The sequence below is a fragment of the Serratia sp. CY44782 genome, assembly GCF_052168715.1.
Taxonomy (GTDB): domain Bacteria; phylum Pseudomonadota; class Gammaproteobacteria; order Enterobacterales; family Enterobacteriaceae; genus Serratia; species Serratia nevei.
Window position 1 is genome coordinate 59,924 of sequence record NZ_JBJNME010000001.1, and the last position, 11,701, is coordinate 71,624.

An 11,701-nucleotide genomic window follows, 5' to 3' on the forward strand; every position below is an offset into this window, starting at 1 on the left:
GCAGCAATAGGAAATTCGTATTCTTGTGCTAACCTGTCTTTCAGGGGTATTGCAGCCAAAATCCCATCAGAAAAGCACGGAAATCGGCAAGCTCCGCGCTGAACCCTTCGATAAAACCGTTAATGTTGGCTATTACAGAGATAAGTTTTACCGCTCTAAATGCGCTTGATAATTATTATCATTTATATAGAGTGGAGATAAACGTAATTTCAGTAAGGGTTCAACATATGCTGAACAGTCGCGTGGTTGAAACCACCTCCGGGCGCTCCGCCAGAAAAATCAAACTCTCGCTGATGGGGCCCGCCTTCATCGCCGCTATCGGCTATATCGATCCCGGTAACTTCGCCACCAACATCCAGGCCGGCGCCTCGTTCGGCTACAGCCTGCTGTGGGTGGTGGTTTGGGCCAACGTGATGGCGATGCTGATCCAGCTGTTGTCCGCCAAGCTGGGCATCGCCACCGGGAAAAACCTGGCCGAGCATATTCGCGATCGCTTTCCGCGGCCGGCGGTGTGGGCCTATTGGGTGCAGGCGGAGATCATCGCCATGGCGACCGATCTGGCCGAGTTTATCGGCGCGGCAATCGGCTTCAAGCTGCTGCTCGGCGTTTCCCTGTTGCAGGGCGCAGTGCTGACCGGCATCGCCACCTTTTTAATCTTGATGCTGCAAAAGCGCGGGCAAAAGCCGCTGGAGCTGGTGATTGGCGGCCTGCTGCTGTTCGTCGCTGCCGCTTATATCGTCGAGCTGGCGTTCTCCCAGCCGCAGCTCGCGCCGCTGCTGAAGGGCATGGCGCTGCCCGATCTGCCTAACGGCGATGCGGTATTTCTGGCCGCCGGGGTATTGGGCGCCACCATCATGCCGCATGTAATCTACCTGCATTCGTCGCTCACCCAAATCGGCGGCGAGCACGACAAGGCGGAGCGCTATGCCGCCACCAAAGTCGATGTCGCCGTGGCCATGACCATTGCCGGTTTCGTTAACCTGGCGATGATGGCCACCGCCGCCGCCGCGTTTCATTTCAGCGGCCACAGCGGCATCGCCGATCTTGACGTGGCTTACCTGACGCTGCAACCGCTGCTCGGGCAGGCCGCTGCCACCGTGTTTGGTCTGAGCCTGGTGGCCGCCGGCCTCTCCTCTACCGTGGTGGGCACGCTGGCGGGGCAGGTGGTGATGCAAGGGTTCGTGCATTTCCATATCCCGCTGTGGCTGCGGCGCGCGGTGACCATGCTGCCGTCGTTTATCGTCATCATGCTGGGGATGGACGCGACGCGCATTCTGGTGCTGAGCCAGGTGCTGCTCAGCTTCGGCATTGCGCTGGCGCTGGTGCCGCTGCTGGCTTTCACCGGCAATCGGGCGCTGATGGGGGAGATGGTCAACGGCCCAGTGGTGCAAAACCTGGGTAAGCTGATCGTACTGGTGGTGGTGGGATTGAACGGCTACCTGCTGATCGGCAGCGTGCTGTAGGCAAAAAAGCGCGGGCCGGCATGGCGCCGGCCCGTCGTCGTTAATCGCGGTCGTCATCGCCGTGGCGGCGCCAGCGATCGTGATCGTGGTGGTGCTTTTTCTCTTTCTTCCAGTAATGCTTGTCGCAACGGCGGTCGCACTTGTAATAACGGCCATCGCGAGAGTAGTAGTATTTGCGCCAATAGTCGCGATCGCGCCAGCGATAGCCGTCCCAGTAGTAGCCACGCGGGCTGCGGTCGCCGAGATAGCGGCCCTGATGGCCTTGCCACCAGTCGCGATCGCGCCAGTCGTAACCGTCCCAGTAACGGCCGCGATTGTCCTGATCGCCGATGCGCAATGAAACGCCCGGCATCAGATCGATGCTGAGCCCTTCGGCGTGAGCCTGCTGTACGGCGGGCAACACCGTCGCCGCCAAGATAGCGGCCAAGAGCAGAGGTTTAAACATGACTTCTCCTTTCCGCTTGCGCGGCCTGGCCGTTAATCACTTTATGAAGCGCGTTCATCAGTTTAAAAAGCGGCCTTATCGTTATTTTTGCTGCAATATCGGCATCATAGCGCCGGCGCATAGGGTTGAATCTGAGAGCCACTCTGAAAACGGCGCCGCAGGCCGAGATTTGAGATTTTTCTGGGGGATCGCCGCTCGGTGGAGCGGCGGTATTTGTAAGCGATTACAGTAGGATTTGTTCGATCTGAACCAGCTCTTCTTCACTGAAATGACGATTGGCCAGCATGCCTACCGCGTCTTCTATCTGCGCATTCTTGCTGGCGCCGATCAGCACCGAGGTGACGCGATCGCCGCGCAGCACCCAGGCCAGCGCCATTTGCGACAGCTTTTGCTCGCGTTGCCGCGCCAGCGCATCGAGGCGGCGCACCTTGTCCAGCCGTTCGGCGGTCAGTTGCTCCGGCTGCAGGAAGCGGCTGCCGCTGCCGCTGGCGGCGCGGGAATCTTGCGGGATGCCGTGCAGGTAGCGGTCGGTCAGCAGGCCGCCCGCCAGCGGGGAGAAGGCGATCGACCCGACGCCATGCTCCGCCAATGTGTCCAGCAATCCCGCCTCCGGCCCGCGTTCCAACATCGAATATTTGGGCTGGTGGATCACGCACGGCGTGCCGAGCCGTTGCAGAATGTCGAACGCCTGCCGTGCGCGCTCGGCCGGGTAGTTAGACAGGCCGACATACAGCGCTTTGCCCTGGCGCACTAGCAGATCCAGCGCCGCCATGGTTTCTTCCAGCGGCGTGTCCGGATCCGGCCGGTGGTGATAAAAGATATCCACATACTCCAGCCCCATGCGCTTCAGGCTCTGATCGAGGCTGGCGATCAGGTACTTTTTCGAGCCCCAATCGCCGTAGGGGCCGGGCCACATGGTGTAACCGGCTTTGGACGAGACGATCAGCTCATCGCGCCAGGCCCGCAGATCGGCGTTGAGAATGCGGCCAAAGTTCTCCTCGGCGGCGCCGGGCGGCGGGCCGTAGTTATTGGCCAAATCGAAATGGGTAATGCCGCGATCGAAGGCGCAGCGGATCAGGCCGCGGGCGTTATCGTACAGCGTGGCGTCGCCGAAGTTGTGCCACAGCCCGAGCGAGACGGCGGGCAGCTTCAGCCCGCTGCGGCCGCAGCGCCGGTATGCCATATCTTGATAACGCGTAGGGGAGGCTTGGTAGGACATAGTTATCCTTGTCGGCGGGAGGTGAAGTGCTTTGAGTGTATACGCTTTCACACTGCGCTGCCGGGGGAGCGATCACAGCGCCGGCATGTAACGCCAGGTTGCCGATCGAGGCAGGAGCGTTTGTTCGAAATTTGAACGGCATCTTCGATACTTAAGATAATCGCTCCAGCTGCAGACAGGTGATGATCATGACTCAGACCTATACGGTGGCCGATTATCTGCTCGATCGTCTGGCCCAAATCGGCATCCGTCATTTCTTCGGCGTGCCGGGGGATTACAACCTGCAATTCCTCGATCGCGTCCTCGCTCATCTGCAAGTCACCTGGGTAGGCTGCGCCAACGAGCTGAACGCCGCCTACGCCGCCGACGGCTATGCCCGCTGCAAACCGGCGGCGGCGCTGCTCACCACCTTTGGCGTGGGGGAGCTGAGCGCGTTGAACGGGGTGGCCGGCAGCTACGCCGAATACCTGCCGGTGATCCACGTGGTCGGCACGCCGGCGCAGCGCGCCCAGCGCGCCGGTGATTTGCTGCACCATTCGCTGGGGGATGGCGACTTTACCCACTTCGCGCGGATAGCCAAAGAGGTGAGCGTCGCGCAGGCTAACCTGACCATCGACAACGCCTTCGTGGAGATAGACCGGCTGATCGGCGTCGCCTTGCTGGAACATCGCCCGGTTTACCTGATGTTGCCCAGCGACGTCGCACAAGCGCCGCTGTCGGCCAAGCCGGCGCCGCTGATGCTGCGTCAGGCCAAGCTGTCGCGCAGCGCATTGCAGGCATTTATCGCCGCAGCGCGCGAAAAGCTGCTGCCGGCGCGGCGGGTATCGCTGCTGGCGGACTTCCTGGCCGATCGCTTCGGCGCCGAAGCGGCGCTGGACGAGTGGCTGCAGGAGGTCGACATTCCGCACGCTACGTTGCTGCTCGGCAAAGGCGTGCTGGATGAGAACCGAGCCGGGTTTGTTGGGACCTACTGCGGCGGCGCCAGCGATCCGGCGGTGAAGCAGCTTATCGAAAACGCCGATGTGGTGATCAACGTCGGCGTGCGTTTGACCGACACCATTACCGCCGGTTTCACGCATCATTTGCCGGTGGAAAAATGCATCGATATTCAGCCGTTCGAAGCCTGGGTCGGGCGGCAGCGCTTTAGCCGCATTCCGATGCGCGAGGCGGTGCAGGCGCTGCATCGCCTGAGTCTGTCGATGGCGTCACGTTGGCCGTTGCCGCCGATCGTCCGCCCGACGCTGCCGCAAGCCGATGGGGAAGGGCTGGATCAGCACGCCTTCTGGCGGCAGATACAGGATTTCCTGCGGCCCGGGGATATCGTGCTGGCCGATCAGGGCACCGCCTGTTTCGGCGCGGCGTCGCTGACGTTGCCGCGTGGCTGCCGCCTGATCGTGCAGGCGCTATGGGGATCGATCGGCTATACCCTGCCGGCGACGTTCGGCGTACAGACTGCCGAACCGCAGCGGCGGGCAATATTGCTGATCGGCGACGGCGCCGCGCAGCTGACCGTACAGGAGCTGGGATCGATGCTGCGCGACGGGCTTAAGCCGGTGATCTTCGTGCTGAATAATCAGGGTTACACGATCGAGCGTGCGATCCACGGGCCGGAGCAACGTTACAACGACATTGCGCGCTGGAACTGGACGCAGCTGCCGCCGGCACTGGCCGGCGAGCGGCCGGTGAAGGCGTTGCGGGTCAGCGATCCGGACGGATTGCGCCAGGCGCTGCGCGAGGTAGCGGATGACGATCGGCTGGCATTCATCGAAGTGATGCTGTCGAAGATGGATATGCCGGAACTGCTCGATATCGTCTCACGCGCCATTCAGGCACGCAACGCCGCCGCTTAAGGCAAGGTATTGCCCAGCAGGCGCTCCAGCATCCAGAACCCCGCCGGGCCCGGCGGGGTCAGTTTGGACCAGACCGCATCCACCGAAATCAGTTTTGGCCAGCCGCGCGGCCGCAGCTGGGTGAGCCTGCCGTGGCCGTATTGTTGCACCAGCCAGTGCGGCAGTACCGCCCAACCGAACCCCTGTTCGGCCATCTCCAGCAACAGCAGATAGCTGGGCGCCGACCAGACCAGGCCACCCTGTCTGGCCGCTTCGGCGCCGGTGTAGGTATTCAGGATCAGCTGGCGGGTGCTGGACAGCTGCTCCGGCGTCGGCGCGGCGACCTGGGCCAGCGGGTGCTGATGGGCGACGAACAGCCCCATTTCGGTCTGCTCAGGCAGCCGGGAGAAGGCGATATCCGGCGGATAACTTTTTTGCACTTCCACCATGCCCAAGTGCGCGCGGCCGCTTTGCAGCAGATCGATAACGTCGCCTTCCTCGGCGATCATCCATTCCAGCTCAATCTCCGGGTAGCGCTGTTCGAACAGCTGCATCAACCGATCGTGATGTTTGGGCTGGTAGGTATCGGAAAACACCATGCTCAGGCGCGGTTCAACCTCGCCCGCCAGCTGAATGCTCAGGGCATCTAGCCGTTCGCTGGCCGCGAGGATCGCCTGCACATGCCCCAGCACTTTGCGGCCGGCGGCGGTGAGCACCGGTTGGCGCGCGCTGCGATCGAACAGCGTCAGCGCCAGATCGGCCTCCAGATTGGCGATCGCGGTGCTGATGGTGGATTGGCTTTTGCGCAGCTTGCGCGCGGCGGCGGAAAACGAGCCGAGGGCGGCGGCTTCGACAAACGCATGCAGCGCTTCCGGAGAATAGTGCATAAACTATCTACTTTATCGATGGAATCTATTTTTAACCTACCCGAAAAAACGATGATAATCACCTGGCTTTCGCAACAACTGTTGAAAAAAGGTGATGTATGCAACTGCAAAACAAGTCTCTCATTGAACGTATCGTCCACGCCGTCGGTTTCGAGGCCATCGCCGTGATGGTTTGCGCCCCGCTGGGCGCGTGGCTGCTGAACCGGTCAATGGTGCAGGTCGGTGCGTTGGCGGTGATGCTCTCCACCGTCGCGATGCTGTGGAACATGGTTTACAACACGGTGTTCGACCGCCTGTGGCCGGTCAGCCGGGTGGTGCGTAACCTGAAAGTGCGTGCGCTGCACGCCGTCGGCTTTGAAGCCGGTTTTATCCTGATCGGCGTGCCGATCGCCGCCTGGATGCTGAGCATCTCCTGGGCGCAGGCGTTTATGCTGGAAATCGGTTTCTTCCTGTTCTTCCTGCCGTACACCATGGCCTATAACTGGCTGTACGACACGCTGCGCCAGCGCTGGTTCGAAGCGCGCCAGCCGATCAATTCCGGCGCCAAATAAGGCGTCGTCAGCCCGGCGATTCTCAGGTAAGGTCAGAGGATCGTCGGAAATGCTGAGGAACGAATAATGAAAGTGTTGGGCTTGCTGGGTGGCATGAGCTGGGAATCCACCATTCCTTATTACCGCACTATTAACGAGCAGGTAAAGGCGCGCCTCGGCGGGCTGCATTCGGCCAAAATCGTGCTCTACAGCGTCGATTTTCAGGAGGTTGAACGCTTGCAGCACCAGGGCGATTGGGACGGCGCCGGCCGGCTGCTGGCCGCCGCCGCGGTGGCTTTGCGCGCCGCCGGCGCCGAAGCTATCGTGATCTGCACCAACACCATGCATAAGGTGGCGGAGGCGGTCGAGCAGGCCAGCGGCCTGCCGCTGATTCACATCGCCGACGCCACGGCGCTGCAGGTGCGGGAAAAAAACATTCGCCGCGTCGGGCTGCTCGGCACGCGCTTTACCATGGAGCAGACCTTCTATCGCGGCCGCCTGCAGGAATTGCACGGCATCGACGTGGTGACGCCGGTCAGCGCCGATCGCGACATCGTACACCGCATCATCTATGACGAACTGTGCCTGGGTAAAATTCGCGACGCCTCGCGCGACGAGTATCGCCGGATCATCAGCGATCTGGAACAGCAGGGCGCGCAGGGGATTATTTTCGGCTGCACCGAGATAGGCTTGCTGGTGAGCGAGCGGGATGCGTCGGTGCCGGTGTTCGACACCACCGCGATCCACGCCCGCGCCGCCGCGGCATTCGCGTTGGCCTAATCGTCGTGCGGCGGCTGCCGGCGGTTCACCAGCATCAGCGGTTTGCCCGCCAGCGCCAGCCAGGCAGGCAGCATCACGATGCACAGCACCGGCAGCAGGTGCAGATCCGGCACCACCGCCACCGCCATGAACAGACTGAGCCAGCCGTCGCGTGTGACCACCAGCACCAGCCCCATGATGGCGCAGGAGACGGTGATCGCCGCCGGCACCGCCGGAACGTGCTGATGCAGCATCAGCCCCAGCGCCACGCCGACAAACACCGCCGGGAAGATGCGCCCGCCGCGAAAGCCGCTGGCGGCGGCGATCACCAGCGCCGCCAGCTTGGTCAGGGTAATGGTCAACAGCGCCGGCACCGAATAGCCATCGTCTTGCGCGAGGCGCTTCATTTCATCCAGCCCTTTGAACAGGGTAATCTCTCCGCCCACCAGCGCCAGCAGGCCCAGCACAAAGCCCCCCAGCCCTAACATCAACACTGGATTCTTCATCGAATGGAACAGGCGGTGAACGTGCGGGAAGCACCACAGCGCCACCATGCCGAGCGCGATGGCGATCAGCGCCACAATGGCACCGCTGAAGATGTCCGGCAGCCGCGTCACGTCATAGGCGTCGAGCTGCAGGGCGAAGTTGGGCACGAAGAATATCTGGGTGGTGACCGCGCCGGCAGCGGCGGCCACCAGCGGGGCGAACAGCCGATCCCACAACGGCGTTTCGTTATTGCCTGCCAGGGTTTGCGAGAAGATCAGCGCGGCGGCGACCGGTGTGCCGAACATCGCGCCGATGGTGCCCGCAGCCGCCAGGATGATCCAGTCCATGCGCGGCACTTTCGGCAGCAGGCGAGCCCCAGCCGCCGCTACCAGCGCGATATTGATGGCGGTGATCGGGTTTTCCGGCCCCAGGCTGACGCCGCCGGCCAGGCCGACGATCAGCGCCAACCCCAGCCCCGGCAGGGCGGAGAGCGGCAGGGGCATGCCGATCAGCGATTCCGTTGCCGGATCCGGCCCGGCATGGCCCGGCATATAACGCACGATCAGGCCGACCGCCACACCGGTCAGCGTCAGCATCGCGACCGGCCACCAGGGTGACTGGGCGTCCAGGCTCAGCGTATCGGGCAGCGTCACCCACAGTAATTGCTGCAGCGCGGCGGCAACTTTCATCACCAACAGCAGCACCAGACTGGAAGCGGAACCGATAATCAGCGCAGGCAAAGCAAAGGCCAACATGGCATTGGCGCGCGGATGCAGCATGGATAATCCCTTGTCGATGCCTCCCGGCAGGGCAGGGAGAGCGGGTGGTTGAGCAGTGGCCACAGCTTGCCAGACTATCGGCGTGCAGGCACGCATTGATATTGCCCGGCGTCGATGACGGTTAACAGTCGCCGGGGGGCATTTTTTGCCGCAATTTGTTTCAAAACGCGGCGCCTCAGGCCAGCTGAAACGTTTTTTGTGATCCGGATCGCTATTGGGGTGCAGATCCGAGGCGGGTGATTGTTGTTTTTGCAGCAGGATTTTACAGTGTGGGCAGCTTTTTATTTTTCATTTTGCGGAGACGAAATCAATGACCTATGCCCTCGTAGGTGATGTTGGCGGCACCAATGCCCGCCTGGCGTTGTGCACTGTTGCGACGGGTGAGATTACCCAGGCGAAAACCTATTCCGGCCTGGAGTTCGACAGCCTGGAGGCGGTGATCCGCCAATACCTGAAAGCGTGCGATATCGAGGTACAGGACGCCTGTATTGCGATCGCCTGCCCGGTGACCGAAGACTGGGTGGCGATGACCAACCACAGCTGGGCGTTCTCGATCAAAGAAATGAAGGCCAGCCTGGGGCTGAGCCATCTGGAAGTGATCAACGATTTCACTGCCGTCTCGATGGCGATCCCGATGCTCTCGCCGGACGATGTGCTGCAGTTTGGCGGCGGCGATGCGCAGCCGGGCAAACCGATCGCGGTGTATGGCGCCGGCACCGGGCTGGGCGTTGCCCACCTGGTGCACGTCGATCGCCGTTGGGTCAGCCTGCCGGGCGAGGGCGGCCATGTCGATTTCGCGCCGAACAGCGAAGAAGAGGACATCATTCTGGAGGTGCTGCGCGCGGAAGTGGGGCACGTTTCCGCCGAGCGCGTGCTGTCCGGGCCGGGCCTGGTCAATCTGTATCGCGCCATCGTCAAGGCGGACAACCGCCTGCCGGAGAAATGGGAACCGAAGGACATCACCGAGCGGGCGCTGGCAGACAGCTGCATCGACTGCCGCCGCGCGCTGTCGCTGTTTTGCGTGATCATGGGGCGCTTCGGCGGCAACCTGGCGCTGAATCTGGGTACCTTCGGCGGCGTGTACATCGCCGGCGGCATCGTGCCGCGCTTTATGGAGTTCTTCAAGGCCTCGGGTTTCCGCGCCGCCTTCGAAGACAAGGGGCGCTTCCGCGACTATGTGCGCGAAATCCCGGTGTTCATGATAACGCACGGCCAGCCGGGCCTGCTGGGTGCCGGCGCGCATCTGCGCCAGACGCTGGGCATGCACCTGTAAGCTCAGAAATGGGGCAATAAAAAAAGGGGCGCAACCTACAGGTTGCGCCCCTTGTCGTTTTTGCGGGGTATCAGGCTTTGGCCAGCTCCGCCGTCTGGGTGGTTTCTGCCGTTTCCGCTTCCACCGCCTTCGGCGCTTTGATGAACAGCGTAATCAGCAGAGAGGCGGCGGACAGAACGCCAATCACCATGAAGGTGGCGTGGAAGCCGCCGAAGTATTTGGCGACGAACGAACCGGCCAGCGCGCCCAGGCCGAAGCCCTGGTAGATGATGCCGTAGTTCTTGCTGTGGTTCTTCAGGCCGAAGAAGTCGCCGACAATCGCCGGGAATACGGTGATGTTGCCGCCGAAGCAGAAGGCCACCGCGCCGACGCAGATAAAGAACAGCGTGTGGTTCAGGGTCATGAAGCTCAGCGCGACAATCGCCAGCACGGTAACCAGCATGGTGAAGCTGATGACGCGCATACGGCCAACTTTATCGGACAGCGTACCCAGGATGATGCGGCCGGCGGTGTTGAAGATGGCGACGGCGGACACGGTGTTGGCGGCGGTGGCCAAATCCATCCCGGCCAGCTGAACGCCCATATCTTTCACGATGCCGATGAGGTACAGACCGCTCATGCAGGCAGCGAAGAAGATGGTGAACAGCAGGTAGGCTTCTTTGGTGGCCAGCATCTGGCGCACGCTGAAGTCGTTGCCCAGACCGTTGGCGCCTTGCTGCGCTGCGTTGGTCGCCAGCACCGGCTCTTTCAGCAGCAGGGAGCCGACGACGATCAGGCCCATCACGATGGCGCCCCAGTAGAAGAAGGCACCGGAAACGCCGACGTCGGCGATCAGGGCGGCGTTGACGTATTTGAACAGCAGGCTGCCGCTGCCGAAGGCGCCGACGGAGATGCCGGAAATCAGGCCTTTGTTGGCCGGGAACCACTTAATCAGGTTGGACAGGGTGGAGATGTAGGCGATACCGACCGCAAAGCCCACCACCACGCCGGCCAGCAGGTAGATCATGTCGAGCGAGCTGACGTGAGCGCTGGCGATAAGGCCCAGGCCGACCAGGATGCCGGAACACAGCGTCAGGTTGCGGATGCCGAAGCGTTCTTGCAGCTTGCCGGCGAACAGCGTGGCGAAGGCCAGGAAGAAGCTGGTGATGGAGAAGGTGGTGGCGACGTCCGCCAGTCCCCAGTGGAACTTGTCGACCAGCGGCTGGTTGAACAGGCTCCAGGTGTAGATGGTGCCCAGGCCCATCTGACAGATGATGGTGCCGAGAACGATTAAGCTGCGATTTGCCGGTTTGGTGTTCATGGCCGGTCTCCTTCCTGTGTGTGCGTTGCCGGGCGTGAGCCGCTGGCTGAAATTTGCGGGGTGAAGCTGGGTTCCCGCGGTATGGGCTTATTATATGGCTGGCCCCCCCGGTGGGCGGCGGTTCGGGAATGAGTTGCACGGTGGAAGGAATGAAATGCATGTTATGCGGCGTGAGTTGCCGTTTTTGCACCGAATAGCGCGTGAAATGCCGTGGGTGGCACGTGATCTACATCAAAGATATCAACGATTTATTGTTAACTGCCGGTGAATGATTGTAGTGAAATTGTGAAGGATGCGTCTGAAAGGCGTAAATCGGCATTGCGCCTATAGAGCGGCGATGAGCGCGGGACTATGTTATCTGCGATCGGACGAGGTCCGCTCTGCAGGAGTCCATGAAATGAAAAAAACGCTGTTGTTACTGGCCGCGCTGCTGGCGCTGCCGCTGGCGAGCCAGGCCGACGTGTCCATCGGCGTGAACGTGCCGGGCCTGTCGTTGCATATCGGCGATCGCGACAATCGCGGCCACTACTGGGACGGCTATCGCTGGCGCGATCCGCGCTGGTGGGCCGATCACCACCGGTATGAACGCCCGCGCGGGTACTATTATGGCCCGCCGCCACGGGTGATTTACTACGGGCCGCCGCCGCGCGACTGGCGCGACCGGCCGCATTACCGCATGCCGCCACCGCCACCGCCCGGCTATTACTACCGTCCGGGCCCGCGCTGGTAAG

The 11,701-nt window shown here is 62.0% G+C and carries 11 protein-coding genes; 6 read left to right on the top strand and 5 right to left on the bottom strand.

The annotated features are described in order from the left end of the window. Nucleotides 1-227 precede the first annotated feature (227 nt). Nucleotides 228-1,463: an Nramp family divalent metal transporter gene (locus tag ACJ8HT_RS00320; RefSeq protein ID WP_033635427.1), complete on the top strand. Its 1,236-nt coding sequence runs from the start codon at nt 228-230 to the stop codon at nt 1,461-1,463. A gap of 40 nt (nt 1,464-1,503) precedes the next feature. On the opposite strand, the gene ACJ8HT_RS00325 is transcribed toward ACJ8HT_RS00320, so the two are convergent. Together ACJ8HT_RS00325 and mgrA are read right to left on the bottom strand one after the other, a co-directional pair. After that, the gene (locus tag ACJ8HT_RS00325) at nt 1,504-1,908 is read right to left on the bottom strand and encodes a DUF2502 domain-containing protein (protein ID WP_194572419.1); all 405 of its coding nucleotides are present in this window, start codon (nt 1,906-1,908) and stop codon (nt 1,504-1,506) included. A 223-nt stretch (nt 1,909-2,131) separates the two neighbouring features. Beyond that, nucleotides 2,132-3,127 carry an L-glyceraldehyde 3-phosphate reductase gene (gene mgrA / locus ACJ8HT_RS00330; protein WP_197652369.1) on the bottom strand — a complete coding sequence of 332 codons (996 nt, stop codon included), beginning with the start codon at nt 3,125-3,127 and terminating at the stop codon, nt 2,132-2,134. Nucleotides 3,128-3,315: 188 nt separating this feature from the next. On the opposite strand from mgrA, the gene ACJ8HT_RS00335 reads away from it, so the two are divergent. Next, nucleotides 3,316-4,977, top strand: coding sequence for an alpha-keto acid decarboxylase family protein (locus tag ACJ8HT_RS00335; protein ID WP_197652370.1), 1,662 nt, complete (start codon nt 3,316-3,318; stop codon nt 4,975-4,977). Here the strand turns inward: ACJ8HT_RS00335 and ACJ8HT_RS00340 are convergent. Further along, nucleotides 4,974-5,843, bottom strand: a complete 870-nt coding sequence (locus tag ACJ8HT_RS00340; RefSeq protein ID WP_197652371.1) for a LysR family transcriptional regulator — start codon at nt 5,841-5,843, stop codon at nt 4,974-4,976. The genes ACJ8HT_RS00335 and ACJ8HT_RS00340 overlap by 4 nt on opposite strands. A 98-nt stretch (nt 5,844-5,941) precedes the next feature. On the opposite strand from ACJ8HT_RS00340, the gene ACJ8HT_RS00345 reads away from it, so the two are divergent. Beyond that, nucleotides 5,942-6,394, top strand: a complete 453-nt coding sequence (locus ACJ8HT_RS00345; RefSeq protein WP_016926809.1) for a multidrug/biocide efflux PACE transporter — start codon at nt 5,942-5,944, stop codon at nt 6,392-6,394. A gap of 66 nt (nt 6,395-6,460) precedes the next feature. Beyond that, nucleotides 6,461-7,153: an aspartate/glutamate racemase family protein gene (locus tag ACJ8HT_RS00350; protein ID WP_019453821.1), complete on the top strand. Its 693-nt coding sequence runs from the start codon at nt 6,461-6,463 to the stop codon at nt 7,151-7,153. Here ACJ8HT_RS00350 and ACJ8HT_RS00355 read toward each other — a convergent pair. Further along, nucleotides 7,150-8,397: an ion channel protein gene (locus tag ACJ8HT_RS00355; protein ID WP_194572423.1), complete on the bottom strand. Its 1,248-nt coding sequence runs from the start codon at nt 8,395-8,397 to the stop codon at nt 7,150-7,152. The genes ACJ8HT_RS00350 and ACJ8HT_RS00355 overlap by 4 nt on opposite strands. Before the next feature lie 310 nt (nt 8,398-8,707). Between ACJ8HT_RS00355 and glk the strand changes: the two genes are divergently transcribed. Beyond that, nucleotides 8,708-9,670 (top strand): glucokinase, encoded by a 963-nt coding sequence (gene glk / locus ACJ8HT_RS00360; RefSeq protein ID WP_060419908.1) that lies wholly within the window; start codon nt 8,708-8,710, stop codon nt 9,668-9,670. Nucleotides 9,671-9,740: 70 nt separating this feature from the next. Here glk and ACJ8HT_RS00365 read toward each other — a convergent pair whose 3' ends face one another. Next, nucleotides 9,741-10,970 carry an L-lactate MFS transporter gene (locus ACJ8HT_RS00365; RefSeq protein ID WP_033635420.1) on the bottom strand — a complete coding sequence of 410 codons (1,230 nt, stop codon included), beginning with the start codon at nt 10,968-10,970 and terminating at the stop codon, nt 9,741-9,743. A gap of 397 nt (nt 10,971-11,367) precedes the next feature. On the opposite strand from ACJ8HT_RS00365, the gene ACJ8HT_RS00370 reads away from it, so the two are divergent. Next, complete coding sequence (locus ACJ8HT_RS00370) at nt 11,368-11,700, top strand: DUF2502 domain-containing protein (protein WP_019453817.1); 333 nt, start codon at nt 11,368-11,370, stop codon at nt 11,698-11,700. The last annotated feature ends 1 nt before the right edge of the window (nt 11,701 follow it).

Excerpts from the sequence above, each read along its gene's own strand:
- mgrA (WP_197652369.1), bottom strand. The coding sequence starts at position 3,127 with ATGTCCTACCAAGCCTCCCCTACGCGTTATCAAGATATGGCATACCGG.
- ACJ8HT_RS00325 (WP_194572419.1), bottom strand. The coding sequence starts at position 1,908 with ATGTTTAAACCTCTGCTCTTGGCCGCTATCTTGGCGGCGACGGTGTTG.
- ACJ8HT_RS00365 (WP_033635420.1), bottom strand. The coding sequence starts at position 10,970 with ATGAACACCAAACCGGCAAATCGCAGCTTAATCGTTCTCGGCACCATC.
- glk (WP_060419908.1), top strand. The coding sequence starts at position 8,708 with ATGACCTATGCCCTCGTAGGTGATGTTGGCGGCACCAATGCCCGCCTG.
- ACJ8HT_RS00320 (WP_033635427.1), top strand. The coding sequence starts at position 228 with ATGCTGAACAGTCGCGTGGTTGAAACCACCTCCGGGCGCTCCGCCAGA.
- ACJ8HT_RS00335 (WP_197652370.1), top strand. The coding sequence starts at position 3,316 with ATGACTCAGACCTATACGGTGGCCGATTATCTGCTCGATCGTCTGGCC.
- ACJ8HT_RS00340 (WP_197652371.1), bottom strand. The coding sequence starts at position 5,843 with ATGCACTATTCTCCGGAAGCGCTGCATGCGTTTGTCGAAGCCGCCGCC.
- ACJ8HT_RS00350 (WP_019453821.1), top strand. The coding sequence starts at position 6,461 with ATGAAAGTGTTGGGCTTGCTGGGTGGCATGAGCTGGGAATCCACCATT.
- ACJ8HT_RS00345 (WP_016926809.1), top strand. The coding sequence starts at position 5,942 with ATGCAACTGCAAAACAAGTCTCTCATTGAACGTATCGTCCACGCCGTC.
- ACJ8HT_RS00355 (WP_194572423.1), bottom strand. The coding sequence starts at position 8,397 with ATGCTGCATCCGCGCGCCAATGCCATGTTGGCCTTTGCTTTGCCTGCG.
- ACJ8HT_RS00370 (WP_019453817.1), top strand. The coding sequence starts at position 11,368 with ATGAAAAAAACGCTGTTGTTACTGGCCGCGCTGCTGGCGCTGCCGCTG.